The sequence below is a fragment of the Zavarzinia marina genome, from assembly GCF_021568905.1.
Classification (GTDB): domain Bacteria; phylum Pseudomonadota; class Alphaproteobacteria; order Zavarziniales; family Zavarziniaceae; genus Zavarzinia; species Zavarzinia marina.
This window is the reverse complement of the sequence record NZ_JAKGSB010000002.1, coordinates 336,183-361,746: the sequence shown is the minus strand read 5'-3', so window position 1 is coordinate 361,746 and position 25,564 is coordinate 336,183. Positions and strand designations below refer to the sequence as shown.

Genomic DNA, 25,564 nt, shown 5'->3' with positions numbered 1-25,564 from the left:
GGCTGTGACCGTCGGGTTCAAGCGGCGCCTCAGCTATAGCGGTCCTCTTTCCAGGGATCGCCTTCGTTGTGATAGCCGCGCACTTCCCAGAAGCCGGGCTTGTCGTCGGCGCGAAACTCGATCCGCTTCAGCCATTTCGCGGATTTCCACAGATAATATTGCGGCATGATCAGGCGCGCCGGGCCGCCGTGCTCGCGGGTCAGGGGCCGGCCTTCCCAGGCATGGGCGATCAGGACGTCGGGTGCCGCGAGGTTCGCCAGGGTCACGTTGGTCGTATAGCCATCGTAGGAATGCAGCACGACATGGCGGACTTCCGGCTTCGGCTGCACCAGCGCCAGCAGATGCTGGGCCGAGACCCCGGTCCAATGATTGTCGTAGCGCGACCAGGCGGTGACGCAATGGATGTCCGAGACATCCTCGACCTGGGGCTGGGCCATGAAGTCGCTCCAGGACCACGACAGGGCATTGACCACGGCGCCATCGACATCGAGGCGCCAGACGTCGGTCGGCACCGAGGGCTGGACCCCGAGATCGAGCACCGGCCAATCCTTCACCAGGCGCTGGCCGGGTGGCAGGCGCTGCGTGTGCTCCGCCGTGGTGCCGGTCAGGAGACGGCCCTCGCGGGCCCATTTCTCCTTGGTGCCGATCAGCTTGTCCTTGATCTGCCCGATCAGGCCGGGCTTGTCCTCGTCCGCCATGGCCGTTGCCTCGAAATGCTGCGTCATCCCGGCGAAGGCCGGGATCTTTCGCCGATAAGGGCGCATTCTCGTCACGAGATCCCGGCCTTCGCCGGGATGACGACGAGAATAGGAATTGTATCAGCCCTGGTTCTTCAGGACGCGGGCCTTTTCGCGGTTCCAGTCGCGTTCCTTCTCGGCCTCGCGCTTGTCGTGCAGCTTCTTGCCCTTGGCGAGGCCGAGTTCGACCTTGGCCATGCCGCGGTCGTTGAAATACATCGACAGCGGCACCAGCGTCATGCCGCCGCGCGTCACTTCCTGGTGCAGGCGGGCGATTTCGCGCCGGTGCAGCAGGAGCTGGCGCGGCCGGCGCGGCTCGTGGTTCTCGCGGTTGGCCTGTTTGTACTCGGGGATATAGGCGTTGTAGAGCCACAGCCCGTCGCCCTGATTGGCCCCGGCGTAACTGTCGGCGATATTGCTCTGGCCGAGGCGCAGCGCCTTCACCTCGGAGCCCTTCAGGATGATCCCGGCCTCGATCCGATCCTGGATCGTGTAGTTGTGTCGGGCCTTCCGGTTCTCCGCGATGAAGCGCTTGGCCTCTTCCCGCTTCTTGTTGGGGGCCATGGCGCCCTCAGTTCAGGGCGCCGGACCGCCTCAGCGCCGCTTCCATGCGGTCGGCGGTGGCGGGACCGACCGGCACCATGGGCAGGCGCAGGTCGGGCTGCATCAGGCCGAGACGGGCCGCGCCCCATTTCACGGGACACGGGTTCGGCTCGGCGAACAGCGCCTCGTTCAGGGGCGCCAGCCGGTCCTGGATCTGCAGCGCGGTGGCGAAATCGCCGGCCAGCGCGGCTTCCTGCAGGTCGGCATAGGCGCGCGGCACGATGTTGGAGCCGACCGAGATGCAGCCATGGGCGCCGGTGCCGATGGCGGCCAGCGCCAGGGCATCGTCGCCCGAGAACTGCAGGAAGTCGGGACCGATCAGCTCGCGGTGCTTGGCATAGCGCGAAACGTCGCCCGTCGCCTCCTTCACGCCGATCACGGTCGGCAGGGTGGCGATCCGCGCCATGGTCGCCGGCGTGATGTCGACGACGCAGCGGCCCGGGATGTTGTAGACGATGATCGGAATGTCCACGGCCTCGGCGATCGCCGCGTAATGGGCGAACAGGCCGTCCTGGGTCGGCTTGTTGTAATAGGGCGTGACCACGAGGACGGCATCGGCGCCCGCCGCCTTGGCGTGCTTCGCCAGCGAGATCGCTTCATTGGTCGAATTGGAGCCGGCGCCGGCGATCACCGGCACGCGGCCGGCCGAAGCCTCGATCGCCAGCTCTACGACGCGGTGGTGCTCGTCATGGCTCAGGGTCGGGCTCTCGCCGGTCGTGCCGCAGGGCACGAGGCCATGGGTGCCCTGTTTGATCTGCCAGTCCACGAAATCCAGAAACGCACGCTCGTCCACCTTGCCGTCGCGAAACGGGGTGACGAGAGCGGTAATCGACCCGCGAAGGCGGGCGCGGACGTCGGACATGACCATCGAGCCTCGATTGACAGGAGCCGCAGACCATAGCGACAGAGTTTCCGGGCTTCAACAGCCAGTGGGGCGCCGGGCCGGCGGTGCGGCCCCGCGCCCCGATCATGGCTGGTCCCGATCTGGGCCGGTCCCGGTCGTGCCTGGCGCGGCGGCTGCGCCCGGATCCCGAATCAAGGGACGGGACTCACCGGGCGGAAATCCGCCGCATGGGCCGAAAACCCCGGGGCCACGGCTGGAATCCGGGCCCCGCCGTCGCTACACTTTCCGTGGGCTGATCGCGTTGATTCGTCGGCGGGCCAGGCGTTCCGCCGCCGTCGGGAGAGGGGCTCGAACCATGGGTATAGCCAGATACCGTATCGGGCGCGCCGCGCTCGCCGTCGCTCTGACCGCCGGCCTGTCGGGCGTCATGACCGCGGCGCCCGTGGCGAACCCGACGGCCGAGGCGGCGAGCCAATATCCCTCGCTCCTCGGCGCCGGCGATCGAGCGATCTACCAGCGCGCCTTCGCCAGGGCCCGCCAGGGCGATTGGGAGGGGGCCGCCACTATCGCGGCGGCTGCCCGCGACCGCACGCTGGCGCGCATGATCGAATGGCAGACCTATCAGTCGCGCAGCGCCAACGCGAGCTTCGAGAACATCACCTATTTCGTGCAGCGCACCCCGGGCTGGCCCAGGCTGGAAACCATGCTGTCCCGGGCCGAGGCGGCGATCGACGCCCGCACCCCGGTCGCGGCGCAACTGGCCTGGTTCTCCAAGTATCCGCCGGTCAGCGGTCTCGGCAAGTTGCGCTATGGCGCCGCCCTGCTGACCACGGGGGAAAAGGCGCGCGGCCTTCTGCTGCTGCGCCAGGGCTGGGTCGAGGCGGACATGCCCTCGGCGACCGAGAGCGAGATCCTGTCGCGCTATCAGTCCCACCTGACCACGGTCGATCACGTCGCGCGCCTGCAGCGCCTGCTGATGGACCGTGACGCGTCGGAAGCGCGGCGCATGCTGGCGCTGGTGCCGTCGGACTATCGCGCCGCCGGGACCGCCGCCGTCGCCTATCTCATGCGCTCCTCCAGTGCCGACAAGGCCTATGCGGCGGTGCCGGCGGCGCGGCGCAACGATCCCGGCCTGCTCTATGCCCGCATTCGCTATCTGCGCGTGCTCGACCATGACGATCAGGCGGTGAACCTGATCGCCGCCATGCCGCCGGGCACGACCGCCCTCGATCCCGAAGCCTGGTGGACCAATCTTCGCTATGCCGGGCAGCGCCTGATCGACGACGGGCGCTATGCCGATGCCTATCGCGTGGTCCGTGCGCATGGCCTCGGCGACGGCGTCGACTATTTCGATGCGGAATGGATGGCGGGCTGGATCGCGCTCCGCTTCCTCGGCCAGGCGGATGTGGCGCTGCGCCATTTCACGGCCCTGACCACCAAGGTGGAGACACCGATCTCGTCGTCGCGCGCCACCTATTGGGCGGGGCGCGCCGCCGCCGCGCGGGGCGACATGCAGGCGGCCCAGGCCTGGTACGGGCGCGCCGCCGTGCATTCCCAGACCTTCTACGGCCAACTCGCCGCCTATGCCCTGGGCGAGACCATGGCGCGGCCCCTGCCGGTCGATCCGCCGATCTCGGCCCAGGACCGGGCCTCGGCCGAGGCGCTCGAGATGTATCGCCTGGTGCGCATGCTGATCGAGATCGACGAGGCCGGTCGCATCCGGCCCTTCGTGCGCGCGGCCATGGACGCGGCGCCGACACCGGGCGCCAGGGCCCATATCGCCGAAATGGCGGCCGCCACCGGCGGCACCCATGCGGGTGTGATCGCGGCGAAATCGGCCATCTATGCCGGCACGGTGCTGGTCAATCGCGCCTATCCGATCCTGTCCATGCCGAACGGGCAATTGACCGAACGGGCGCTCGCCCTCGCCCTGACCCGGCAGGAGAGCGAGTTCCGTGCCGACGCGGTCAGCCCGGCCGGCGCGCGCGGCCTGATGCAGCTCATGCCGGGCACGGCCAAACTGGTGGCGCGCAGTCTCGGCATGCGTTTCGAACAGACGAAGCTGACCAGCGACCCGCGCTACAACATGACCCTCGGCGTCGCCCACCTCGACGAATTGCTCGGCGACTTCGGCGGCTCCTACGCCATGGTGATCGGTGCCTATAACGCCGGCGGCGGGCGCATCGACCGCTGGATCAACCGCTACGGCGATCCGCGCTCGTCCTCCGTCGACGTGGTCGACTGGGTGGAGCGCATTCCCTTCGGCGAGACGCGCAACTACGTCCAGCGCGTGCTGGAGAATACCCAGGTCTATCGCCTGCGCCTCAACGGCAACAAGCCGGTGCCCATGGGCATCGCCCGCGACCTCCTGCGCGGCGCCGGCGCGCGCACCACGCCGGTGGTCGACAGCGCCCATCGCGCCAGCATCAACTGAGCACAAGAAGAAACCACACACCTCGAAGGGGGGAAGATGGCGGCCTACCGCGCGCAATTCCACACGTCCGCCGATGGGCTGTCGCTCTATTACCGCGACTATGGCGATGCCGCCGATCCGCGCCTGCCGGTGATCTGCCTGCCCGGCCTTACCCGCAATTCCGCGGACTTCGAGGATCTGGCGACGCATCTTTCCGCCGGCGGGCGGCGGGTGCTCTCGCCCGATTTCCGGGGCCGGGGCAAATCGGCCCATGATCCCGAATTCATGCGCTATGTCCCGCCGACCTATGCCGGCGACGTGATCGGCCTGCTCGCCGCCCTCGGCATCGGGCGCGCGATCTTCATCGGCACCTCGCTCGGCGGCATCGTCACCCAGCTCGTCGCGCTGGCCGCCCCCGCGATGGTGGCGGGCGCGGTCCTCAACGACATCGGCCCCGAGCTCGATCCCGCCGGGCTGGCGCGGATCGCGTCCTATGCCGGCAAGCAGGGCGATCCGGCGGATTGGGCGGCGGCGGTGGCGCAATTGCGCGAAGTGAATGGCGACCAGTTTCCCGACCTCGCCGACGCGATCTGGCTGAAATTCGCCCGCGCCGTCTTCGTCGAGAAGCCGGACGGTGGGCTTCGCCCCAATTACGATCCGAAGATCGGCGATGCCATGCGTGCCGCCGGCCCGCCGGCCGACATGTGGCCGATCTTCGCCGGCCTGGCGCAGATCCCGACCCTGCTGCTGCGCGGCGCCCTGTCGGACCTTCTCGCCCGAAGCACGGTCGAGAAGATGAAGGCGGCCAAGCCCGACCTGGCGGTGGTCGAGGTCACGGCGCGCGGCCATGCCCCCTTCCTGGACGAGCCGGAAGCGCTCGCCGCGATCGACGCGCTGATCATCCGCGTGGAAGGGTGACGGGCGTGCGGCGCCTGCTGATCATGGCGCTGCTGACACTCGTTTGCGGCTCGGCATTCGCGGATGCACCGCCCCCGCCCCCCGGCGCGGCCGCATTGGCAAGACAACCGGACATCGTCGAACGGTTCCTGGATGCCGCGCTGGGCGGGCCGCCCTATTACAATATTTTCCTGCTGCCGGTCGAAACCGGCAAACTCGCGCGCCTGCCTGACGGATCGAGCCTGATTTTCGTCAATTGGCGGCGTCTTTCCCGCTACCAGCCGCCGATCCTCGACGAGATCCGGAGCCTCACCGGCATCGGCCCCGAACCTCCCTTCGACAGCGAAGCGTTCGACCGGACCCCTGTCCTGCTCGTGGAATGGCGGAACGATCTGAAGTCGGGCCTCGACGCGGCCGATCGAAAATTCATGGCGCTTCGTTTTCCCTATTACACCGCGACGGCACCGGAGGACACGCCCGGTGCCGGTTGCGGCGTATTCACGATGTCCGGTCATCCCCTTCGGGTGCGGGAGCTGCACAACAGCGTGATCCGTATCCGCCGTGATCTGCCGCAGGTGGAGGCGGACAATTGCCTTGCCCGGGTGCTGCTGCGCGCGCTCGGCCTCGGCGGGCGCGGGGAATATGCCAGCGGTGCGAAGGGGCCCTTGACCGAGGAAGAGAAATTCTTCCTCTGGCTCGCCTATCGCCTGCCGATCGGCGCCGACCGCGAAACCCTGCGCCGGTTGGCGACGGAGATCCTGGCCGGGCTCTGATTCAGCCGATGGGGCGCGCCATCAGGCCGTTCAGCAGCAGGTCGAGATGGGCGGCCTTCATCGCTTCGATGTCGGGCATGGGCAGGCCGATCGAATGGGACAGCACCGCCTGCATGCAGGCCATGACCGCCGGCGCCACGATGGCGTCGGGGAAGCCGGCGACGCGATTGGCCGCCTGGGGGTGAAATTCGCCGGTGGCGACGCCGCGCTCGATCACGGTGATGATCAACTCGTCCGCCCGGTCGAACAATTCGTGATGGAAGAACAGGGCCAGTTCGCGCACCCGCGACGCTTCCCCGATCATCAGGCGGACGAATTCGCGCGATTTCTCGTTGCCGACCATGTCGCGATAGGCCCGTTCGATCAGGGCTTCGAGCAGGGCGCGGCCGCCCATTTCGCCGGTCAGGGCGATCGCCTTCATGCCGTCGATCAGCGGCAGCAGATGGGCCAGGATCATCGCCTTGAACAGGTCTTCCTTGCCCGGGAAGTAGTGATAGATCGTGCCCTTGGTCACGCCGATGCGGCGCGCCACATCCTCGAGGCGCGCGGCGGCATAGCCCTTTTCCGCGAATTCGGCGAAGGCCGCGTCGATGATCTGGCCGGGGCGCGCCGCCTTGCGGCGCTGGCGCACACCCGGGCTCCTGTTGTCTTCGGTCATGGGCGCATTGGTCATGGGCGCATTGTCGGTGGGCGTATTGGCGATGGGCGCATTGTCGGTCGCGGCGCCGTTGTTGGCGCCGCCGATGTCTGATGGCGGAAATTCCTGCTTCATGCGACGATTTTTTCATTGACCGACGAGTTAGTCAATATATCCCATAAGAGATCCCGAACGTCGCGAGACTCGTCATGGCCCTGTCCATTCCTTCGCCGTCGATCGGTGCCCGTCCTCTGCGTGCGCTGATTCTCGTCCTGCTCCTCGGTCTCGCCGCCTGCGACGGCGCGGGCGAGGCGCCGGTGGCGGCGCGCGGCCCGGACCTGACGGTCAGCGTGGTCCCGGCCGAGGTGCGGGCGATGTCGCGCCGGGTCGTCGCCTCGGGCACCGTCCGGGCGTGGGAGGAAATCGTCATCGCCGCCGAGGCTCAGGGCCTCGCCATCGCCGAGGTCGCGGTGGAGGAAGGCGACGCGGTCGAACAGGGCGCGGTCCTCGCCCGGCTCGACGCCGCGGTGATCGAGGCACAGGAAGCCCAGGGCGTGGCCAATCTCGCCGCCGCCCAGGCGGTCCTGAAGGAAGCCCGGGCCAATCTGGCGCGTGCCCGCGACCTGCAGCCGCGCGGCACCGTCAGCCGCCAGAACCTGGACGCCCGCATCGCCGCCGAACGCACCGCCGCGGCCCAGGTCGCGGTCGCCGAGGCGAGTCTGGCGGAAATCCGCGCCCGCCTGGACCAGACCGTGATCCGCGCGCCCTTCGCCGGCGTCATCGCGCGACGCGACGCCAATGTCGGCCAGGTGGTGGTGGTCGGCGGCGAATTGTTCCGCCTGATCCGCGACGGCCGCCTGGAACTGGAAGCGGAGGTGCCGGAATCCGACTTCGCCCGTCTGCGCGCCGGCCTTGCCGCCAGGGTTCATGCCGAAGGTCTGGATGCGCCCGTGGCGGCAAGGCTCCGCGCCCTCGCGCCGACGGTCGATCCGCGCACGCGGCTCGGCATCGCGCATCTGGAACTGCCGGCGGATTCGGGCTTCAAGCCGGGCATGTTCGCCACCGGCGACATCGACCTCGGCGCCGCCGATCTCCTGATGCTGCCGGTCGCCGCCATCGTCTGGCGCGACGGCGTGCAGGGTGTCTTCACCATCGACGGCGATCGCCAAGGCCAAGGCGTCGCGCGCTTCACCCCGGTCCGGACGGGGCTGCGCCGCGAAGGCCTGGTCGAGGTCAGGGACGGCCTCGCCCCCGGCGCCGCTGTGGCGCTGCGCGGTGCGGGCTTCCTCGAGGACGGCGACGCGGTCGGCGTGGTGGAGGCGCGGTCATGAACGGGCTGTCATCCTGGTCGATCCGCAATCCGGTTCCGGTCGTCGTCCTCTTCCTGGTGCTGACGGTGGCCGGCATCGCCGGGTTCATGTCGCTGCGCATCAACAATACGCCGGACGTCGACATCCCGGTGGTCACGGTCACCGTCGCCCAGTCGGGCGCCGCCCCGAGCGAATTGGAGACCCAGGTCACCCGCCATGTCGAGGATGCGGTCGCCGGCCTCGGCTCGGTGAAGCACATCACCTCGACCATGAGTGACGGCATTTCCGTCACCAACATCCAGTTCCAATTGGGCGTCGATCTCGATCGTGTGACCAATGACGTCCGCAACGCCGTATCGGGAATCCGCGCCGATCTGCCCGGCGATGCCGAGGATCCGGTGGTGTCGCAGGTCGATGCCTCCGGCGGCGTGCTCTTCACCTATGCCGTCCGCGCCCCCGACATGACGCCGGTGGAACGCAGCTGGTTCGTCGACAACGACGTCGCCAAGCGTCTCCTCGCCATCAAGGGCGTCGCGGACGTGGTGCGCGAGGGCGGCGTCGACCGCGAGATCCGCGTGCGCCTGTCGCCCGAGCGGATGGCGGCGCTGGGGGTCACGGCACAGGCCGTCTCCTATGCCCTGCGCCGGGCCAACACCAATCTGCCGGGTGGAAGGGTCACGATCGGCACCGGCGAACAGGCGGTGCGCACGGTCGGCTCCGCCTCGTCCATCGAAGCCCTGGCGGCGACCCGGGTCGACTTGGCCGACGGCCGTTCCGTCCGCCTCGCCGACCTCGGCACGGTCGAGGACGGCTTCGCCGAGCCGCGCACGAGGGCGCGTTTCGGCGGCGAGGAAGTGGTCGGTTTCAGCGTCATGCGCACCCAGGGCACCTCCGAAGTCGATGTCGCCGAACGGGTGCGCGTGGCGATCGCCGAGATGGACGGGGAACGGGCGGACATTTCCTTCGAGGAAGTGACGGCCGGCGTCGATTTCGTCATCGAGAGCTACAATGCCTCGATCGAGGCGCTGGCGCTGGGCGCGCTGCTCGCGGTGCTCGTGGTCTGGTGGTTCCTGCGCGACGGGCGCGCCACCTTCATCGCCTCCGTCGCCATGCCCCTGTCGCTGATCCCGACCTTCGCGGTGATGCTGGCCCTCGACCAGTCGATCAACATCGTCAGCCTGCTCGCCCTTTCGCTGACCGTGGGCATCCTGGTCGACGATGCGATCGTCGAGATCGAGAACATCGTGCGTCACATCTCCCAGGGCAAGAAGCCCTATCGCGCGGCGCTCGAGGCGGCGGACGAGATCGGCCTCGCGGTCGTCGCCACCACCGCCACCATCATCGCCGTCTTCATGCCGGTCGGCTTCATGCCCGGCGTGGTCGGCCAGTTCTTCCAGTCCTTCGCCATCGCCGCCTGCGTCTCGGTCGCCTTCTCCCTGGTGGTCGCGCGCATGCTGACCCCCCTGATGGGCGCCTACATGCTGCGGGGCGAGGATGCCCACCCCCACCGCGAGCCGGGCTGGATGCCGGGCTATCTGCGTTTCCTCGGCTGGTGCCTGAATCGCCGCTTCGTCGTTCTCTTCGCCGGCATCGGCATCTTCGCCGGCTCGCTGTGGCTGACCACCCTGCTGCCCAACGACTTCGTGCCGGTCAGCGACCGGGGGCGTTCCGTGATGTCGGTCGAACTGCCGCCCGGCGTCTCGATGGACGAGACCGATACCGCCGTGAAGGAACTGGTCGCCCGGATCGAGCACCGGCCCGAGGTGAAGTCGATCTATGTCTCCATCGGCACCAATACGGTCACCGGCGGACCGGGCGGCGGCGGCGCCATCCTGGGCGAGGTGCGGCGCGCGACCGTGGTGATCAATCTGGTGCCGCGCGGCGACCGCCGCCTGTCGCAGCAGGATTTCGAGAACGAGGTGGGCGCGGAACTGCGCCAGGTGCCCGGCGCGCGCGTGCGCTTCGGCGCCGACGGTTCGTCCGGCGCCAAGCTCCAGCTCGCCCTGGTCAGCGACGATCCCGTGCTGCTCTCGACCGTGGCGCGCCAGGTGGAACGCGAGATGCGCGGCATCGACGGGCTGGTCAATGTCGCCTCGACCGCCAATCTGTCCCGGCCCGAGATCCGCATCGTGCCGAAGCCCGACAAGGCCGCGGCCCTCGGCGTCTCGGCCGAGACGCTGGCCGCCGTCGCCCGCGTCGCCACCATCGGCGACGTCGATCAGGCCCTGCCCAAGTTCAACCTGCCCGACCGCCAGATCCCGATCCGCCTGATGCTGCCCGAGGAGTCGCGCAACGACGTCGATCTGCTCGGCACCTTGCGGGTGCCGACGGCGGATGGTGCCTCGGTGCCGCTGTCGGCGGTGGCGGATATCGAATTCGCCACCGGCCAGGCCCAGATCTATCGTCTCGATCGCCGCTCCAGCGCCGCCATCGAGGGCGAATTGATCGGCATTCCGCTTGGCGTCGCGGCGGAACGGGTCCATGCCCTGCCCAGCATGAGAAACCTGCCGCCGGGCGTTCAGGAACTGCCGACGGGCGATGTCGAGAATCTGGCGGAACTGATGGTCGGCTTCCTCGTCGCCCTCGGCACCGGCGTGTTCCTGATGTATGTCGTGCTCGTCCTGCTGTTCAAGGGTTTCGCCCATCCGGCGACCATCCTGACCGCCCTGCCGCTCTCGATCGGCGGTGCCTTCGGCCTGTTGTTCGTGACCAGCAACGCGCTCTCGATGCCGGCGCTGATCGGCATCCTGATGCTGATGGGGATCGCGGCGAAGAATTCGATCCTGCTGGTCGAGTACGTGCTGTTTCAACGCGCGGCGGGCATGAGCCGGCGCGAGGCCCTGATCGACGCCGCCCACAAGCGCGCCCGCCCCATCGTCATGACCACGGTCGCCATGGGCGCCGGCATGCTGCCCATCGCCGTCGGCATCGGCGCCGATACGGAATTTCGTGCCCCGATGGCGATCGCCGTCATCGGCGGGCTGATCACCTCGACCCTGCTCAGCCTGATCTTCGTCCCCGTGGTCTACACCATCGTCGACGACGTGCGGGCGTTCATGGCGCGCCATTTCGGGCGCGGTCTGCGCGCCCGCGGCGAGGAGGATGCGCGCCATGTCCAGGCAAGCGCCCAGGGCCAGGGCGGCACGCCGCCGATGGCGGGGGCGGTCAGGCTCGGGCCGCCGCGGGCCTGACCCGGGGCGCCACCAGGGCGATCACCGTGTCCACCATGCCCTCGATCGAGTCCATGTCGACGCGTTCGCCCTGAACGAGGAGGAAGGAAACCCAGCCGGTGGCGACGATCCACAGCGCGCGGGACAGTGCCAGCGATTGCGCCGCCGTCTCTCCGGTCATCTGCGCGAGGTTCGCGGCGACGGCTTCGGTCACGCCGCGCTGAAGGCTGCGAAAGGCTTCCTCGAGGCGCTCCTCCCGGCGGATGATGGCGACATGGTCGGGAAAGAAGAAGCGGAACTCGACCAGGATCGCGCCGGCTTCGGTCATCTGCCGCCGCAGACGCTCGAGCCCGTCGCCGCGCGCCGCGCCGCCGGTCAAGAAGAGCTGCCGCACGTGGTTCTCCACCCCCTCGAACAGGTACCAGAGAATGTCTTCGCGGTTGCGGAAGTGATAGTAGAGGTTGCCCGGCGAAATCCCGCAGGCGCGGGCGATGCGGTTGGTGGTGACCGCCAGATAGCCGTATTCGTTGAAGAGGTCGCGGGCGACGTCGGCGATGCGGTCGCGCGTCTCGCCCGATTTGGTGCGGGTCTTCGCCCGCCGGCCCGCCGGGGTCCCGCCGTTCGGCTGGGCTTGGCGCCCATCTTCCATCGTCATGCCGGTGCCCCCCTCCCGGTCCCTCCTGTCTGCTAGCGTGCGCCGCCTCGTTTGTCGAGGGGGGGCAGGAGATCGACCAGTTCGTCCTCGTAACGTAGAAGCAGGGAAATGAGACCACCGTCCGAAAGCAGCATCAGGGATTCGAGAAAGGACGCGCGCAGGATTTCGCGCTGTCCCCGTTCCGGGAAGTCGGCCGTGTCGCCGTCCACCCGGAAGGGATAGACCGAGACCCGCACCGGCTGGTCGACGGTGCCCATGCCCTTGACGCTGTCGAAGGTGCCGAGTGCCTTGCGGGCGGTGGCGCCGATCAGGCCCGCTTCCTCGAAGGCTTCCCGGCGGGCCACCTCGTGGCCGGGCAGGCCGGCCTCGGGCTTGCCCTTCGGAATGATCCAGCGCCCGGTGGTGCGAGACGTGACCAGCACGATCTCCACCGTGCCCGACCGAAGATCGATCGGGAGGGCGGCATATTGGCGTACGGGTGTCTTCTTCGGCATGGCTGGATGGGCTTGGGGATTTGAGTAGATGTCTGTCGCTATACGTCTATCTAGTTGTTTTGGATCACTCGCATACTACAAATTGCGCGTACCTCTTACTCTGTTACCGCGTCCGTGTCACTGTTTTTGTTGCGGTGAATTTTGCCGCGCCGGAGTACGGCGGCACGCTATGCTGCGCGTCATGTCCGCGATCCGCATTGCCCTCCTGGCTGCGGCGGCTTCCTCGACCGGGGCCGGCGACGCGGCCGCGCGCGTGATCGATCGTCCGACCTGGTGCGAGACGATCGTCACCGGGCAGGGGCCGGCGGAACGGGAGCGTGGCCTCGGGATCTGCCTGGTCGAAGTCCTCGTCCGTGTTTCGGGGCAGCCTGCCGTGGCGGACGATCCCAGGTTGGAGGCGATGAAGATGCGTGCACGAGACGCATTGCAAGACCTCGAATATGAAGATCGCATGAAGGGGTTACCACTTGGTGACGAACAGGGGACCCGGGACCGGCCCTTCTACCTGCGCCCCACCTTCGAGCCGGCGGCGATCGAGGCGATGCTGGCCGATCTCGGCCTGCGGGTCTGGCCGGCGGACCGGCCGGTGCTGGCGGTGGTCGCGACGGCGGAACAATATGCGCGGCGTTGGCGGGTTGTGCCCGGTGTCGACGGCGTGACGGCCGGCGCCCAAGTCGAGGCGCTGCTGGCCGCGGGGGCCCGTTTCGGCGTGCCGCTGGTCCTGCCCGCGACCGACGATCCGGCACCGGCCGATTCCGCGCCGGCCGGCGCCGACGCCCTGCTCGTCGGTCATCTGGTCTGGGACGAGGCCGGGCTCGGCTGGCGTGTGACCTGGACGATGCCGGGGCGGGACGTCGCGCCCTGGTCGGGCAGCGGCATTTCCTTCGACGATGCCTTTCGCCTCGGCATCGGCCGGGCCGCCGCCGTGCTCTCGGGCGCGGTTCAGCCGAGATAGCCGCAGGCGCGCAATGCCGCCAGCATATGGGGCGGCGGTGCTGCCGTGACCTCGACCGGCTCGCGGCTCGGATAGAGCGGCAGGCGGATGGCGCGGGCCAGCAGGTGCAGCACCTCCTCCGGTTCCGGCGCGCCTTCCGGGCTGGACGTCTCCGGGCGGCCGTAGATCGGCTCGCCGACGATGGGGCAGCCGATCTCGGCGCAATGGACGCGGATCTGATGGGTGCGGCCGGTGCGCGGCGACAGTTCCAGCCACGACAGGGCACCGTCGGCGCTGGTACCCATCAGGCGATAGTCGGTCACCGCCGGCTGGCCCTGGGGGGAGACCACCATGCGCCAGCCGCGCTTGGGTGTCAGCTTGGCCAGGGGCATGTCGATGGTGCCGGCGTCTTCCGGCGGCCGGCCCCGGACCACGGCCCAATAGGTCTTCTCCGCCCGTCCGCCGGAAAAGAGCTTGCCCAGTTTCGCCAGGGCCTTCGGATGGCGGCCGAGGACGAGGCAACCGCTGGTGTCCCGGTCCAGGCGGTGCGCCAGGGCCGGCGCGCGCGGCAGGCCATAGCGCAGATGGACGAAACTCTGTTCCAGGTTGGGCCCGCCCCCCGGGCCCTGATGCACCGGCAGGCCCGGCGGCTTGTCGATCACCAGGATCAGGCTGTCCTTGTAGAGGACGCGGGATTCGATCTCGGCGGCATCGGGCGCCGGCCGGCCGGATGGGCGTGGCATGGTCAGGCGGTCGGGTCGGCGGCGGCGGGAAAGCGGGTGGTCATGGCGGCGCACTCTAGCGTGCCAGGACCAGCCCCGCCAGTTCGCGCCGCAGCCAGCGGTGCAGGGGGGCCGCGTCGTCGCGCCGGTGCCAGATCATGGACAGACGCGCGGGCGGCATCTCCAGCGGCACATCCCCGATCGCCAGGTCGAAGGCCGGCGCCAGCACCGCCGCGACCGAACGCGGCAGGGTGAGCAGCAGGTCGCTGCCGGCGATCATGGCCCCCGCCGCCAGATGATGGGAGACCACGGGCCCCAATCGGCGCGACAGCCCGCGTTCCGCCAGCACCCGGTCGACCGCGCCCAGCCGGCTGGCGACGGCGGAGACCAGCATGTGGCGCGCCCCCAGATAGGCGTCGAGATCCAGGCGGCCGGCGGCGGGATGGTCGCGGCGCAGGAGCACGGCGAAACCCTCGCGCAGCAGGAACTGGCGGGTCATGCGCGCGGGCGGCTCCGGCAGCGCGCCGACGGCGAGCGCGATCCCGCCCTCGTCGATCAGGGCGAGGGCGTCCGCGCGGTCGCAATGGCGAAAGGTCAGGGCGATGCCCGGCGCCTTTCGCTCGAGAAGGCAGGCGAGGCGCGGCCCCAGCACCAGCTCGGCATGGTCCGAGGTGCCGATCACGACCTCGGTCTCCAGGCTGGCGGGATCGAATTGCGCCTGGCCGTCCAGCGCGGCGCGAAGCCCGGCCAGCGCCGCCGCCACCGGCCCGGCCAGCTCATGGGCCCGCGCCGTTGCCTCGACCCCGCCGGGGCGGCGCAGGAACAGGGGATCGCCCAGGCTCTCGCGCAGGCGGGCGATGCCGTTGGAGGCGGCGGATTGGGTCAGGCCCAGGCGCTCGGCGGCGCGGGTGACATTGCCGGTCTGCATCACCGCCTCGAACAGGCGCAGCAGATTGAGGTCGAGACGATCTGATATCATGAAAATCAATATCCATCGTCATCAACATCAATTTCAACAATGGATGGGCCCGCATCATAGTCGGGCCATCGGATTTCGAATTGGAGACGACGCGTGACCCCGACGACCCCCGCCACCGCCGATTATGGCGCCTTCCTGCTGCGCATCACCCTGGGCGTGCTGGCCTTCGCCCATGGCTTCATCCTGAAGGTCCTGACCTTCACCCCCGCCGGCACGGCCGGCTATTTCGAATCGATCGGCTATCCGGGCGCGCTCGCCTATCTCGTCATTCTGGCCGAAGTTGTGGGCGGTCTCGCGCTCATCCTCGGCGTGCTGCCGCGCCTCGCCGCCCTCGGTCTCGTGCCCGTGCTGATCGGCGCGACGCTGGAGCATCTGGGCAACGGCTGGTCCTTCTCGTCCGCCGGCGGCGGCTGGGAATTCCCGGTGGCCTGGACCGTGCTGCTCATCGCTTCCGCCCTGGTCGGGCCCGGCGCCTTCGCCCTGGGGCGCAAGCTGCCGGGCCGGCTGGCCCGGCTGTAACATGTATGATGGGCCCCGGACCCACGCCGGGGCCCGGACGATCGGAGAACCCCATGTCCCGCCATCCCGCGATTTTCGTCAGCCATGGTTCGCCCATGCTGGCGCTCGACGACGGCCCCGCCCACCGCTTTCTGGCGGGGCTCGGCACCACGCTCGAGCGGCCGAAGGCGATCCTCGTCGTGTCGGCCCATTGGGAAAGCGCGGATCCCCTGGTTTCGGCCGTGGCACGGCCCCGCACCATCCATGATTTCGGCGGTTTCCCCCGCGCCCTGTTAGAGATGCAATATCCCGCGCCCGGCGCGCCCGATCTCGCGGCGCGCGTCGCGGCCCTGGTCCCCGGCGCCCGCATCGATCCGGCGCGCGGCCTCGATCATGGCGCCTGGGTGCCGCTGAAACTGGCCTATCCGGCGGCGGATGTCCCGGTCACCCAAGTGTCGGTGCAGAGCCATCTGGGTCCCGCTCATGCCCTGGCCGTCGGTCGCGCGCTCCGGCCCCTGCGGGACGAAGGCGTGCTGATCGTCGGCTCCGGCTCGTTGACCCATAATCTGCATGAATTCCGCAGCCCGGTGCAGGAACAGCCGCCCAAGTCCTGGGTCGTCGCCTTCGCCGACTGGATGGCGGAGCGGCTCGACGCCGGCGACATCGAAAGCCTGCTCGACTATCGCGCCCGCGCGCCCTTCGGCCCGCGCAACCACCCGACGGAGGAACATCTCCTGCCGCTCTTCACCGTGCTCGGCGCGGCCGATGCGGGGGAAAGGCTGGCGGCCCGCCACCGCTCCTACACCTATGGCATTCTGGCCATGGATGCCTGGGGCACGGCCGAGGCCGCCTGATCGGTCAGGTCAGGATGCGGTCGATCGCCGCCTCCACCACCGTCTCGGGTGAAAAGCCGGTCGGCACGCCGAGCACGCGGGGCCAGAACAGCGCTTCCTTGATCATGCCGAGGAATTGCACCGCCGCCAGTTCGGCATCGCCGGTCGAAAGACGTCCGGCGGCCGCCAGCGGGCGGAGATAGGCGGCCAGCGCCGCGACCGCCGGCGCCTTGCCCCGGGCGTAATAGGCGGCGGTCATTTCGGGCGACGACGGCCCTTCCGCCATGATCAGGCGCAGGAAACCGATCACGTCCGGATTGTCCCAATGGGCCATCAGGCGATGGCTGTAATCCCGCAGCGCCTGGCGCGGCTCGTCGCCCCGGGGCGCCGCATCCTCCGCCGTCAGGCCCTGCCAGACCTGCAGCACGACGGCGCCGAACAGCGCCTCCTTGCTCGGAAAATGCTGGTAGAGCGTGCGCTTCGAGACGGGGGCCGCCGCCGCCACCGCATCCATCGACGTACCGGCATAGCCTTGGGCGAGGAACAGGCGCCTTGCGGCGGCCAGGATCTGGGCGGGCTTCCGGGCCCTGGGGGAGAGAGAGGGCGTATCGGTCATGGCTGGACAATATAAACGGTACGGTATAGTTTACTTCTGCCTTCGGCCGAAGGTCCACCCATCCTCATCCGTCTTCTCTCCCGGAGTTCGATCATGGAACACCGTTCCCTGGGGCCGTCGGGCCCCGCCGTTTCCGCCATCGGCCTCGGCTGCATGGGCATGTCGGAATTCTATGGCCCGCGCAGCGACGACTCGTCTCTCGAGACCCTAGCAGCGGCCCTCGATGCCGGCATCGACTTCTTCGATACCGCCGATACCTATGGCCATGGCCATAACGAGGCATTGCTCGGCCGTTTCCTGAAGGGCCGGCGCGACCGGGTGGTGATCGCGACCAAATTCGGCATCGTCCGCGCCCCGGGCGCCTATGAACGCCGGATCGACAATTCGCCGGCCCATGTCGCCGCCGCCTGCGACGCTTCCCTGAAACGCCTCGGCGTCGAGACCATCGATCTCTATTACGCCCACCGCATCGATCCCGCCCGCCCGATCGAGGAGACCGTGGGCGCCATGGCCCGGCTGGTGGAGGCGGGCAAGGTCCGCCACCTCGGCCTGTCCGAGGTTTCGGCCGCGACCCTGCGCCGGGCCGCCGCCGTCCATCCCATCGCGGCGGTGCAGAGCGAATATTCCCTCTGGACCCGGGATCCGGAGGCGGACGGCGTGATGGACGCCTGCCGCGATCTCGGCACCGCCTTCGTCGCCTACAGTCCGCTGGGCCGGGCGTTCCTGACCGGCACCCTGCGCCGGCCGGACGACCTGGCGGCGGACGACGTGCGCCGCGCGCTGCCCCGCTTCCAGGACGCCGCCATGGCCCGCAATCTCGATCTCGCGGCGGGGCTTGCCGCGCTCGCCACGGCACGGGCGGTGACGCCGGCCCAGATGGCGCTGGCCTGGCTGCTGGCGAAACAGCCCCATGCCATCGCCATTCCCGGCACCACCAAGGCGGCGCGGGCGCGCGAGAATGCGGCGGCCTCGGCGATCGTGCTCACGGGCGAGGAGATGGCGGCGCTGGATGCGCTCTTCCCCCTCGGCGCGGCGACGGGCGCGCGCTATACGCCGGAGGGTATGAAGGGGGTGGGAAGCTGAGGGGCTTTTCCCGGCGCGGCCGGCGGTCCATCTTGCGGTGGTGTCCCCTCGCCGAAGGTGCCCCATGCTGACCGACGAACAGCTCGACCGCTATGCCCGCCACATCATCCTGCGCGAAGTGGGTGGGGCGGGGCAGGCGCGGCTGCTGGCGTCGAGGGTGCTGATCGTCGGCGCCGGCGGGCTGGGGGCGCCGGCGGCAGTCTATCTCGCGGCGGCGGGGGTCGGCACCATCGGCCTCGTCGATCACGACCGTGTGGCGCTGTCCAACCTCCAGCGCCAGATCCTCTATCGGACCGAGGATGTCGGCCGGCCCAAGGTGACGGCGGCGGCCGAGGCCCTGCACCGACTCGATCCCGCCGTGACGGTGATCGCCCACGACCTGCATTTGGAGGATGCGTCGGCCCGCGCCCTGATCCAGGATTACGATCTGGTCCTCGACGGGACCGACAATTTCGCGACCCGGCATGTGGTGAACCGTGCCTGCGTCGCCGTCTCCCGTCCGCTGGTCTCGGGCGCCGTCGCGCAGTTCGAAGGGCAGGTCGCCACCTTCAAGGGGTACCTTGGCAAAGGTCATCTTGGCGGCGATCAGCCCTGTTACCATTGCTTCGTGCCGGAAGGCGCCGCCGAAGCCGCCAATTGCGCGGGCCAGGGGGTGCTGGGCGCGGTGACCGGCGTCGTCGGCAGCCTGATGGCGGTCGAGGCGCTGAAGGAATTGACCGGGGCCGGGGAATCGCTGGCCGGGCGTCTTCTCCTGTACGACGCGTTGAGTACCCGCTTCCGAACCCTCCGTCTCGCCCGCGATCCCGCTTGCCCCGTCTGCGGCGGGACATAGGAATCCCGCCATGACCGATGCCGCAGCGCCCGTGACCCCCTATGGGGACGAGGATTTCAGGAAGCTGCGGCGGATCATCGGGCCGGCGGTCGACGCCTGGACGGCGCTGACCGATCCCCGGTTCATCGGGATCGAGAACATCCCCCTCGACGGGCCGGCGCTGCTGGTCGGCAATCACGGCATGATGGGCACGCTGGATGCGGCGGTCATGGTCTTCGGGCTTCGGGAACGGCTCGGCATCTGGCCGCGCGGCCTCGCGGATCATGTCCATTTCTCCATTCCGCGCTGGCGCGACCTGTTCAAGGCGGCGGGTGCCGTCGAGGGCACGCCCGAAGGCTTCCGGTCCCTGATGGCGATCGGTGCCCATGTCATCGTCTTTCCCGGCGGCGTCGGCGAGGTTTTCAAGCGGAAGGGCGAGAAATATGCGCTTCGCTGGAAGCAGCGGGTCGGCTTCGCGCGCCTCGCCATCGAGGCCGGCTGCCCGGTGATCCCCTTCTCGTCGGTCGGCGCCGACGACAGCTATTCGATCCTGCTCGGCTCCGACGAAATCCTGAAGATCCCGGGCGCCGCCGCGCTGGCCGAACGGCTGAAGCTGAAGACCGACTATATCGGTCTCTATCGCGGCCTCGGCCTCACCGCGCTGCCGCGCCCCGAACGCTATTACTTCAAATTCGCCCCCGCGATCGACGCGAGCCGTTTCAAGGGCGAGGTGACCGACGAGAATGCCTGGGCATTGCGCCACGAAGTCTCGGCGGCGATCGAAAGCGGCCTCGACGAATTGCTGCAAATCCGCCAGGAAGACCCCGACCGCCGCTTCCGCCGCCGCGTTCTGCCGCTGGCGCGGAAAATCATGCGCCGCGTCCGGGGCGGGTGAGATCAGGCCTGCCAGGGATTGTGGAGGGCGATCCCGAGAGCCTCGAAATCCCCGGTATTTCGTGTCGCCAGGGTCAGACTGTGAACCTTGGCGGTTCCGGCGATAAGGGCGTCCGCCAGATGACACGTACGGCCGACGGCAGCTGCGGCAGCGCGCATGGCTGCCGCGGCCTCGGCTTCTTCACGGTCGACGGGAATGATTCGATCGCCATATTCCGCCAGCAGGCTCGACATGAAATCGTCCAGTTCCGCCCTTCGGCGCGGTGACGGATGGCGCCGGATACCGAAGGTCAACTCGTGAATGGTGACGACCGAAAGCCAAGTATCCCGACTTTGCTCCAGGAATTCTCGAACCTCGGGCGCTGGCGCTGGGCGTGCCGTCTCGGAAACCAGATTGGTGTCGAGCAGGAAGCCGGTCATGCCTTTTCCGGTTCGGCAAAGGGCAGGGGGCGTTCGGGATCACGGCGGTCGGGCAGGGGAACTTCATCCCCGGTCGGCATGTTTTCCAGCAACCATCGGCCCAGGGGCAGTCGTGGCTCGACATGGCGCCGCCATTCCGCTTCCGGTACCACGACGAAGGTCTCGCGCGCGCCGATCCGCTGCGGCCCCTCGGTCCGGGCCCGGCGCAGGATTTCGGAAAGATGGGCCTTCGCTTCGCTGACGGTCCAGGGGCGGTCGTTCATCTTCTGTCCATGGGCTGGATCAAACTAGACTATAATAGACTATGTTTTGCGATGAAACCATTCGCTCCCGCCGTCACGCGAAATCAGCCGCCAGGGCGTCGCGCGTGGCGGGGGGCAGCAGGGCGATGTGGCCGTATTCGGGGTGGGTGAAGCCGAGGCTGGCCTCGACGGCGGGATCGCCCAGTGCCGCGATCGCGGCATCGGTGAAGGGGAAATGCAGGAAATGGACGGCGGAGGTCTTGCCGTCCTCGCGGGTGCGCTCGACGTCGCCTTCGGGAACCGCCTTGATCACATGGGCGCCCAGGCGCAATTCGATCGTATCCTCGACGCCGCCGAGGCGGGCGAGGATGCGGGCGCGGCGAAACGGATCCTCGATCTCGAACATCAGGGTGGCGGTCAGCTCGCGGCCCTGGGGGATCATCGGGTTATAGGCGGCGAGTTCGTCCGCCAGTTGCTCGGCCCCGCCCTTCTCGATGTAGAGCATCTCCTGAACCTGCAGCCACATGGTCTCGAAACACTCGAAATGGAAGGTGGCATGGGGCCCGACGGCGAGGCGCCGGGCGCGCTTCAGCGCCACCACCTCGGTGCGCAGGCGCTTGCGGTTCAGGGCGTATTCGACGGCGGGCAGAATGTCCGTCTCGGTGATGCGGCGTTCGGTCCGGGGCATGGCGGTCTCCTCAGAGCCCATAGGCGCGGGCGAAGAGTTCGATCGGATGGGGGGCCTTCCCAGGGGTCTTCTCCGCTTCCGCGGGGCCCAGCGCCCGCATGCCCTCGAGGATATGGGCCCCGGCCAGCGGGCATTCCGAGGCGACATGGGCCTTGGCCGATTTGGCGGCGGTGCGCGCCACCGGCTTGCCGACCTTGAGGGCGGTGTCGTGAAACGCCGAGAGCACGCCCCAGGATCCGCCATGGCCCGAACAGCGTTCGATCACCTGAAGATCCTGGCCGGGAATGAGGCGCAGCATCTCCGCCGCCTTGGGGCCCATGTTCTGGGCCCTGGCGTGACAGGCGAGGTGCAGGGCGATGCCGCCGTCGAGCGGTTGAAGACCGGGCGCCAGCCCCTCCTTCCGGGCGATGTCGACGATATATTCGGGGGCATCGAAGGTGGCGCGCGCCAGACGCTGGATGTCCGAATCGTCCGGCAGGATCAGCGGCCATTCGAATTTCATCATCAAGGCGCAGGATGGCACCAGGGCGATCACGTCCCAACCCTTGTCGACCCAGGGCAGGAGGGTGGCGGTGATCGCCCTGGCGTTCTCCGCGACACCCTTCAGGTTGCCCTGTTCGAGAAGCGGCATGCCGCAGCATCTGGGATAGACCACTTCGGTCTCGACCCCGTTCCGGGCCAGCACGGCGCGCGCCGCCATGCCGATCTCGGGCGCATTGTAATTGGCGAAGCAGGTGGCATAGATCACGGCCTTCCGCCCGAAGGCCGGGGCCTCGCGGTTCACCTCTGCCGGGGTCTTGCGGGCGCGGCGGACGAAGGGGGCGCCGGTGAATTTCGGCAGATCGGCGCGGGCGTCGATTCCCGCCGTCCGTTCCATCAGGTTGCGGGTGAAATGATTGTCGGTCGAACTCGCCCAATTGGCGACGCCGGGCGCCAGCGCGGCCAGCTTGCCGTTGCGGTCGGTCCGGGACAATTGCTTCTGCACGAAGGGCGTCTGGCCCTTGGCATGTTCCACGGCGCGAAAGCGCAGCATCAGATGCGGGAAATCCAGGTCGAAGTCATGGGGCGGGACATAGGGGCATTTGGTCATGAAGCACAGGTCGCACAGGGTGCAGGCATCGACCACGGCCTTGAAATCCTCGGATTTCACGCCGGTCAGCTCCTCGTCCGGGCTGGCGTCGACCAGATCGAACAGGCGGGGGAAACTGTCGCACAGATTGAAGCAGCGCCGGCAGCCGTGGCAGATGTCGAACACCCGGCGCAATTCCGCGTCCAGCGCCGCCTCGTCGTAGAACGCCGGATCCTCCCAGGCGAGCGGGTGGCGCGTCGGCGCGTCGAGCGAACCTTCTCTCATGATGTTCTTCCACTGTCCGCGTCATCCCGGCGAAGGCCGGGATCGTTTGCCGGGAAAGGCGCCTTCTCGTCACGAGATCCCGGCCTTCGCCGGGATGACGATCAAAGGGTGAGCGGCGGCCAGACCTTCATCGGATGGCGGGGGCGGAACCGCCCCCGGCCATCGGGGGGCGTCAGTCCAGTGTGTCCAGCGCCTTCTGGAAGCGGCCGGCGTGGGACTTTTCGGCCTTGGCCAGGGTCTCGAACCAATCCGCGATCTCGTCGAAACCTTCCTCGCGGGCGGTACGGGCCATGCCGGGATACATGTCCGTATATTCGTGGGTCTCGCCGGCGATGGCGGCCTTGAGGTTGGAGCTGGTCGGGCCGATCGGCTCGCCGGTGGCGGGATCGCCAACTTCCTCGAGGAATTCGAGGTGGCCGTGGGCATGGCCGGTCTCGCCCTCCGCCGTCGAGCGGAAGACGGCGGCGACGTCGTTGTAGCCTTCGACGTCGGCCTTCTGCGCGAAATAGAGATAGCGCCGGTTGGCCTGGCTTTCGCCGGCGAAGGCTTCCTTCAGGTTTTCCCAGGTCTTGGTGCCAGCAAGCGACATGGCGTCACTCCTCGCCCGATCCTCTCGGGTCTTCCAGGGTTGCGGTATATCCCCTGGCGGAATGCCCCGGCGGCCGGCGCCTGCCCAGCCCCCGGTGGGGATACCCCCTAAGCAACCGAACGATAGCCAAAACATATCGTTCGGCCACCCCCTTTATCGCGCCAGGGGCGGCCGCCGTCAACAGACTGGAATTGTTTCAATGATTTTGCCAAGTTGCGGCGCAACAATGACAATTCGCGGCGCTGCGCGGGGCCCTTCCGGCCCGCCGGTCAGGTCCGGTCGGACTCGCGCAGGCGGATCACCACTTCGACGCGGGCGACTTCCATGCCCTCCGGCGGCGCCGGCAGATTGGCGATGGTGACATGGTCGCCCGGAATGTCGGTCAGCCGGTTGCTGCCCTCGAAGAAGAAGTGATGGTGGTCGTCGGTATTCGTGTCGAAATAGGCCTTGCCGGTATCGATCACCACCTCGCGCAGCAGGCCGACGCCCGTGAACTGGTGCAGGGTGTTGTAGATCGTCGCCAGCGAAACGTCGACGCCGGCCGACTTCGCCTCGGCATGCAGGGTCTCGGCCGTCAGGTGGCGGTGGCCCGCCTCGAACAGGATGCGGGTCAGGGCCAGGCGCTGGCGCGTCGGGCGCAGGCCGGCGGCCTTGAGGCGCTGCAGCGCATCGCGGAAGGGACGCTCGGGTCCCGCGGCGGTCCTGTTCATTTCCTTGCTCCCTCGTCAGTCGCCGGTGACCAGACGGTCGATCAATTGCCGGACGGTCGGCACGAAGCCGTTGGAATAGAAGGGGTCGGTGCCGAAGCGATAGGCCGAATGGCCGGCGAACATCAGGTTTTCCTCGGGATCGCCGCCATGGGCGATCTCCTGCAGGGTCTTCTGGATGCAGAAGCTGCGCGGATCCGCCTTCTTGCCGGTCGAGCCTTCCTCGCCCTGGGACCAGTTCGAGAATTTGCACGCCGACAGGCAGCCCATGCAGTCGATCTGGTCCTTGTGGATCTCGCGCGCCTTCTTCGGCGTCACGAAGATCATGGTGTGGTCCGGGGTGCGCATCGCCTCGGTATAGCCTTCGGCGATCCAGCCTTCGGCCCGTTCCTTGTCGTGCGGCGTGACATAGACCAGACGGCCGCGCGCGCCGATCGCCAGCGCCGCCTGGTGGTCGCCCACCGGCTCCGACGAATAGGCGATCTGGCGCTCGACCCGTCCTTCCAGCTCGCGCAGGAAGGGGTTGCGCACGGCCGACGAATAAAAGCCCGTGGGCGAGAAACGGTGCAGCGAGACCTCGCCCTTGGCGATCCTGGTCAGGCGCTGCTTCCAGCTCTCGGGGATCGGGCTCTCCTTGGTCAGCAGCGGGCGGGTGCCGAACTGGAAGATCACCGGGCCCACTTCCGGGTTGTCGATGAAATGCTGCCATTCGCGCAGGTACCAGACGCCGCCGGCCATGATCACCGGCGTATCATGGAGGCCAGCCTCGTTCATCACCTGGCGCAGCTGGACGACGCGGGGATAGGGATCCTCCGGCACCAGGGGGTCTTCCGAATTGGACAGGCCGTTGTGCCCGCCCGCCAGCCACGGATCCTCGTAGACGACGCCGCCGAGGAAGTGGGAAAACTTGTGATAGGCCCGCTTCCAGAGCGCGCGGAAGGCGCGGCCGGACGAGACGATCGGGTAGTAGTTGACGCCGAAGCCGGCCGCGATCTCGGCCAGGCGATAGGGCATGCCGGCACCGCAGGTGACGCCGTGCACCAGGCCCTTGGCGCCTTCGAGAACGCCCTTCAGCACGCGCTCGGCGCCGCCCATCTCCCACAGCACGTTGATGTGCAGGCGGCCCTTGCCGCCCGAGACGTCATGGGCGCGCTGGACCTGGGTCAGGCCGCCCTGAATGCCATAGGCGACCAGTTCCTCGTGGCGCTCGCGCCGGGTCTTGCCCCTGTAGATCTGCGGAATGACGTCGCCGTTGTCGTCGTAGCTGTCGGCGTTGACGGCCGAAACCGTGCCGATGCCGCCGGCCGCCGCCCAGGCGCCGGACGAGAGTCCATTGGTCGCCGAGACCCCCTTGCCGCCTTCGAGGAGCGGCAACACCTCGACACCCTGGATACGAACCGCGTTCAGCGCCTTCATCTCTTGCAGAATCCCAATAATACCGGGTCGCGGCCCGCAGATGACGAAGCCGTGACGTTTCTGTCCACAACTACATATAGCCTATCGCTCCCAGCAATAAAGGGGCGGAGGCGCCGGGCCGGCCAGATATGACAAAGTTTCAGGGTAAAGGGGCGAATTTTGCCCGCGCCGTGTGAACTACGACACGACAGGGCGCGAAACGCGGGGCTAAACTCCTGCCGCTGCGGGAGTCGTCGGGGGGCGAA

The 25,564-nt window shown here is 68.4% G+C and carries 27 protein-coding genes; 11 read left to right on the top strand and 16 right to left on the bottom strand.

From position 1 onward, the window contains the following. Positions 1 to 29: 29 nt before the first annotated feature. The 3 genes from L2U69_RS07505 to dapA form a co-directional block, all read right to left on the bottom strand. Positions 30 to 698: a sulfite oxidase-like oxidoreductase gene (locus tag L2U69_RS07505; protein ID WP_236106169.1), complete on the bottom strand. Its 669-nt coding sequence runs from the start codon at positions 696 to 698 to the stop codon at positions 30 to 32. 120 nt (positions 699 to 818) lie between these two features. Then, positions 819 to 1,301, bottom strand: a complete 483-nt coding sequence (smpB, locus tag L2U69_RS07500) for an SsrA-binding protein SmpB (RefSeq protein ID WP_236106168.1) — start codon at positions 1,299 to 1,301, stop codon at positions 819 to 821. Positions 1,302 to 1,308: 7 nt separating this feature from the next. Beyond that, positions 1,309 to 2,202 carry a 4-hydroxy-tetrahydrodipicolinate synthase gene (gene dapA / locus L2U69_RS07495; RefSeq protein ID WP_236106167.1) on the bottom strand — a complete coding sequence of 298 codons (894 nt, stop codon included), beginning with the start codon at positions 2,200 to 2,202 and terminating at the stop codon, positions 1,309 to 1,311. A gap of 337 nt (positions 2,203 to 2,539) precedes the next feature. Between dapA and L2U69_RS07490 the strand changes: the two genes are divergently transcribed. From L2U69_RS07490 to L2U69_RS07480, 3 genes are read left to right on the top strand one after another with little or no spacing between them, the layout of a single operon-like run. After that, positions 2,540 to 4,618 carry a lytic transglycosylase domain-containing protein gene (locus tag L2U69_RS07490; protein WP_236106166.1) on the top strand — a complete coding sequence of 693 codons (2,079 nt, stop codon included), beginning with the start codon at positions 2,540 to 2,542 and terminating at the stop codon, positions 4,616 to 4,618. A gap of 36 nt (positions 4,619 to 4,654) precedes the next feature. Beyond that, entirely contained in the window at positions 4,655 to 5,515 is an 861-nt protein-coding gene (locus L2U69_RS07485) for an alpha/beta fold hydrolase (protein ID WP_236106165.1), read from the top strand. A gap of 5 nt (positions 5,516 to 5,520) precedes the next feature. Then, positions 5,521 to 6,267, top strand: a complete 747-nt coding sequence (locus L2U69_RS07480; RefSeq protein WP_236106164.1) for a hypothetical protein — start codon at positions 5,521 to 5,523, stop codon at positions 6,265 to 6,267. A 1-nt stretch (position 6,268) separates the two neighbouring features. On the opposite strand, the gene L2U69_RS07475 is transcribed toward L2U69_RS07480, so the two are convergent. Continuing rightward, a complete protein-coding gene (locus L2U69_RS07475) occupies positions 6,269 to 7,039 on the bottom strand; it encodes a TetR/AcrR family transcriptional regulator (RefSeq protein ID WP_236106163.1) in 771 nt (256 codons plus the stop codon). A gap of 74 nt (positions 7,040 to 7,113) precedes the next feature. On the opposite strand from L2U69_RS07475, the gene L2U69_RS07470 reads away from it, so the two are divergent. Then, positions 7,114 to 8,235: an efflux RND transporter periplasmic adaptor subunit gene (locus L2U69_RS07470; protein ID WP_236106162.1), complete on the top strand. Its 1,122-nt coding sequence runs from the start codon at positions 7,114 to 7,116 to the stop codon at positions 8,233 to 8,235. Beyond that, entirely contained in the window at positions 8,232 to 11,405 is a 3,174-nt protein-coding gene (locus L2U69_RS07465; protein WP_236106161.1) for an efflux RND transporter permease subunit, read from the top strand. Before L2U69_RS07470 ends, L2U69_RS07465 begins: the two co-directional genes overlap by 4 nt. On the opposite strand, the gene L2U69_RS07460 is transcribed toward L2U69_RS07465, so the two are convergent. Further along, on the bottom strand, positions 11,380 to 12,039 hold the full coding sequence (locus tag L2U69_RS07460; RefSeq protein WP_236106160.1) for a TetR/AcrR family transcriptional regulator: 660 nt from the start codon (positions 12,037 to 12,039) through the stop codon (positions 11,380 to 11,382). The two genes, L2U69_RS07465 and L2U69_RS07460, sit on opposite strands and share 26 nt — an antisense overlap. A 32-nt stretch (positions 12,040 to 12,071) precedes the next feature. Continuing rightward, positions 12,072 to 12,533 carry an NUDIX hydrolase gene (locus L2U69_RS07455; RefSeq protein WP_236106159.1) on the bottom strand — a complete coding sequence of 154 codons (462 nt, stop codon included), beginning with the start codon at positions 12,531 to 12,533 and terminating at the stop codon, positions 12,072 to 12,074. Between the two features lie 169 nt (positions 12,534 to 12,702). On the opposite strand from L2U69_RS07455, the gene L2U69_RS07450 reads away from it, so the two are divergent. After that, positions 12,703 to 13,488: a DUF2066 domain-containing protein gene (locus L2U69_RS07450; RefSeq protein ID WP_236106158.1), complete on the top strand. Its 786-nt coding sequence runs from the start codon at positions 12,703 to 12,705 to the stop codon at positions 13,486 to 13,488. Here the strand turns inward: L2U69_RS07450 and L2U69_RS07445 are convergent. Beyond that, the gene (locus L2U69_RS07445) at positions 13,476 to 14,210 is read right to left on the bottom strand and encodes an RluA family pseudouridine synthase (protein WP_236106157.1); all 735 of its coding nucleotides are present in this window, start codon (positions 14,208 to 14,210) and stop codon (positions 13,476 to 13,478) included. The genes L2U69_RS07450 and L2U69_RS07445 overlap by 13 nt on opposite strands. 55 nt (positions 14,211 to 14,265) lie before the next feature. Next, entirely contained in the window at positions 14,266 to 15,168 is a 903-nt protein-coding gene (locus L2U69_RS07440) for a LysR family transcriptional regulator (RefSeq protein WP_236106156.1), read from the bottom strand. 93 nt (positions 15,169 to 15,261) lie between these two features. On the opposite strand from L2U69_RS07440, the gene L2U69_RS07435 reads away from it, so the two are divergent. Then, the gene (locus tag L2U69_RS07435) at positions 15,262 to 15,687 is read left to right on the top strand and encodes a DoxX family protein (RefSeq protein WP_236106155.1); all 426 of its coding nucleotides are present in this window, start codon (positions 15,262 to 15,264) and stop codon (positions 15,685 to 15,687) included. A 53-nt stretch (positions 15,688 to 15,740) separates the two neighbouring features. After that, positions 15,741 to 16,520: a dioxygenase family protein gene (locus L2U69_RS07430; protein WP_236106154.1), complete on the top strand. Its 780-nt coding sequence runs from the start codon at positions 15,741 to 15,743 to the stop codon at positions 16,518 to 16,520. Positions 16,521 to 16,524: 4 nt separating this feature from the next. Here L2U69_RS07430 and L2U69_RS07425 read toward each other — a convergent pair whose 3' ends face one another. Then, entirely contained in the window at positions 16,525 to 17,115 is a 591-nt protein-coding gene (locus tag L2U69_RS07425) for a TetR/AcrR family transcriptional regulator (protein ID WP_236106153.1), read from the bottom strand. Between the two features lie 93 nt (positions 17,116 to 17,208). Between L2U69_RS07425 and L2U69_RS07420 the strand changes: the two genes are divergently transcribed. From L2U69_RS07420 to L2U69_RS07410, 3 genes are all read left to right on the top strand, one after another. Beyond that, a complete protein-coding gene (locus tag L2U69_RS07420) occupies positions 17,209 to 18,198 on the top strand; it encodes an aldo/keto reductase (RefSeq protein WP_236106152.1) in 990 nt (329 codons plus the stop codon). A gap of 64 nt (positions 18,199 to 18,262) precedes the next feature. Further along, on the top strand, positions 18,263 to 19,030 hold the full coding sequence (locus tag L2U69_RS07415) for a HesA/MoeB/ThiF family protein (protein WP_236106151.1): 768 nt from the start codon (positions 18,263 to 18,265) through the stop codon (positions 19,028 to 19,030). Positions 19,031 to 19,040: 10 nt separating this feature from the next. Next, a complete protein-coding gene (locus L2U69_RS07410) occupies positions 19,041 to 19,904 on the top strand; it encodes a lysophospholipid acyltransferase family protein (RefSeq protein ID WP_236106150.1) in 864 nt (287 codons plus the stop codon). Positions 19,905 to 19,906: 2 nt separating this feature from the next. Here L2U69_RS07410 and L2U69_RS07405 read toward each other — a convergent pair whose 3' ends face one another. The 7 genes from L2U69_RS07405 to L2U69_RS07375 form a co-directional block, all read right to left on the bottom strand. Then, positions 19,907 to 20,323, bottom strand: coding sequence for a type II toxin-antitoxin system VapC family toxin (locus tag L2U69_RS07405; protein WP_236106149.1), 417 nt, complete (start codon positions 20,321 to 20,323; stop codon positions 19,907 to 19,909). Next, the gene (locus tag L2U69_RS07400) at positions 20,320 to 20,586 is read right to left on the bottom strand and encodes a type II toxin-antitoxin system prevent-host-death family antitoxin (protein ID WP_236106148.1); all 267 of its coding nucleotides are present in this window, start codon (positions 20,584 to 20,586) and stop codon (positions 20,320 to 20,322) included. The genes L2U69_RS07405 and L2U69_RS07400 overlap by 4 nt, the downstream gene beginning before the upstream one ends. 73 nt (positions 20,587 to 20,659) lie before the next feature. Then, positions 20,660 to 21,253, bottom strand: a complete 594-nt coding sequence (locus L2U69_RS07395) for a DUF3501 family protein (RefSeq protein ID WP_236106147.1) — start codon at positions 21,251 to 21,253, stop codon at positions 20,660 to 20,662. 10 nt (positions 21,254 to 21,263) lie between these two features. Beyond that, on the bottom strand, positions 21,264 to 22,607 hold the full coding sequence (locus L2U69_RS07390) for a heterodisulfide reductase-related iron-sulfur binding cluster (protein ID WP_236106146.1): 1,344 nt from the start codon (positions 22,605 to 22,607) through the stop codon (positions 21,264 to 21,266). A gap of 172 nt (positions 22,608 to 22,779) precedes the next feature. Next, on the bottom strand, positions 22,780 to 23,196 hold the full coding sequence (locus tag L2U69_RS07385; protein WP_236106145.1) for a rubrerythrin family protein: 417 nt from the start codon (positions 23,194 to 23,196) through the stop codon (positions 22,780 to 22,782). A 269-nt stretch (positions 23,197 to 23,465) separates the two neighbouring features. Next, positions 23,466 to 23,906, bottom strand: a complete 441-nt coding sequence (gene irrA / locus L2U69_RS07380; RefSeq protein WP_236106144.1) for an iron response transcriptional regulator IrrA — start codon at positions 23,904 to 23,906, stop codon at positions 23,466 to 23,468. A 15-nt stretch (positions 23,907 to 23,921) separates the two neighbouring features. After that, positions 23,922 to 25,319, bottom strand: a complete 1,398-nt coding sequence (locus L2U69_RS07375; RefSeq protein WP_236106143.1) for an NAD(P)H-dependent flavin oxidoreductase — start codon at positions 25,317 to 25,319, stop codon at positions 23,922 to 23,924. Positions 25,320 to 25,564: the final 245 nt, after the last annotated feature.

Bases quoted from the DNA above. Each gene is read 5' to 3' on its own strand.
- L2U69_RS07465 (WP_236106161.1), top strand. From the start codon at position 8,232: ATGAACGGGCTGTCATCCTGGTCGATCCGCAATCCGGTTCCGGTCGTC.
- L2U69_RS07430 (WP_236106154.1), top strand. From the start codon at position 15,741: ATGTCCCGCCATCCCGCGATTTTCGTCAGCCATGGTTCGCCCATGCTG.
- irrA (WP_236106144.1), bottom strand. From the start codon at position 23,906: ATGAACAGGACCGCCGCGGGACCCGAGCGTCCCTTCCGCGATGCGCTG.
- L2U69_RS07475 (WP_236106163.1), bottom strand. From the start codon at position 7,039: ATGAAGCAGGAATTTCCGCCATCAGACATCGGCGGCGCCAACAACGGC.
- L2U69_RS07445 (WP_236106157.1), bottom strand. From the start codon at position 14,210: ATGCCACGCCCATCCGGCCGGCCGGCGCCCGATGCCGCCGAGATCGAA.
- L2U69_RS07460 (WP_236106160.1), bottom strand. From the start codon at position 12,039: ATGACGATGGAAGATGGGCGCCAAGCCCAGCCGAACGGCGGGACCCCG.
- L2U69_RS07450 (WP_236106158.1), top strand. From the start codon at position 12,703: ATGCTGCGCGTCATGTCCGCGATCCGCATTGCCCTCCTGGCTGCGGCG.
- L2U69_RS07425 (WP_236106153.1), bottom strand. From the start codon at position 17,115: ATGACCGATACGCCCTCTCTCTCCCCCAGGGCCCGGAAGCCCGCCCAG.
- smpB (WP_236106168.1), bottom strand. From the start codon at position 1,301: ATGGCCCCCAACAAGAAGCGGGAAGAGGCCAAGCGCTTCATCGCGGAG.
- L2U69_RS07375 (WP_236106143.1), bottom strand. From the start codon at position 25,319: ATGAAGGCGCTGAACGCGGTTCGTATCCAGGGTGTCGAGGTGTTGCCG.
- L2U69_RS07505 (WP_236106169.1), bottom strand. From the start codon at position 698: ATGGCGGACGAGGACAAGCCCGGCCTGATCGGGCAGATCAAGGACAAG.
- L2U69_RS07415 (WP_236106151.1), top strand. From the start codon at position 18,263: ATGCTGACCGACGAACAGCTCGACCGCTATGCCCGCCACATCATCCTG.
- L2U69_RS07405 (WP_236106149.1), bottom strand. From the start codon at position 20,323: ATGACCGGCTTCCTGCTCGACACCAATCTGGTTTCCGAGACGGCACGC.
- L2U69_RS07390 (WP_236106146.1), bottom strand. From the start codon at position 22,607: ATGAGAGAAGGTTCGCTCGACGCGCCGACGCGCCACCCGCTCGCCTGG.
- L2U69_RS07410 (WP_236106150.1), top strand. From the start codon at position 19,041: ATGACCGATGCCGCAGCGCCCGTGACCCCCTATGGGGACGAGGATTTC.
- L2U69_RS07420 (WP_236106152.1), top strand. From the start codon at position 17,209: ATGGAACACCGTTCCCTGGGGCCGTCGGGCCCCGCCGTTTCCGCCATC.
- L2U69_RS07395 (WP_236106147.1), bottom strand. From the start codon at position 21,253: ATGCCCCGGACCGAACGCCGCATCACCGAGACGGACATTCTGCCCGCC.
- L2U69_RS07440 (WP_236106156.1), bottom strand. From the start codon at position 15,168: ATGATATCAGATCGTCTCGACCTCAATCTGCTGCGCCTGTTCGAGGCG.
- L2U69_RS07400 (WP_236106148.1), bottom strand. From the start codon at position 20,586: ATGAACGACCGCCCCTGGACCGTCAGCGAAGCGAAGGCCCATCTTTCC.
- L2U69_RS07490 (WP_236106166.1), top strand. From the start codon at position 2,540: ATGGGTATAGCCAGATACCGTATCGGGCGCGCCGCGCTCGCCGTCGCT.
- L2U69_RS07455 (WP_236106159.1), bottom strand. From the start codon at position 12,533: ATGCCGAAGAAGACACCCGTACGCCAATATGCCGCCCTCCCGATCGAT.
- L2U69_RS07385 (WP_236106145.1), bottom strand. From the start codon at position 23,196: ATGTCGCTTGCTGGCACCAAGACCTGGGAAAACCTGAAGGAAGCCTTC.
- dapA (WP_236106167.1), bottom strand. From the start codon at position 2,202: ATGTCCGACGTCCGCGCCCGCCTTCGCGGGTCGATTACCGCTCTCGTC.
- L2U69_RS07485 (WP_236106165.1), top strand. From the start codon at position 4,655: ATGGCGGCCTACCGCGCGCAATTCCACACGTCCGCCGATGGGCTGTCG.
- L2U69_RS07470 (WP_236106162.1), top strand. From the start codon at position 7,114: ATGGCCCTGTCCATTCCTTCGCCGTCGATCGGTGCCCGTCCTCTGCGT.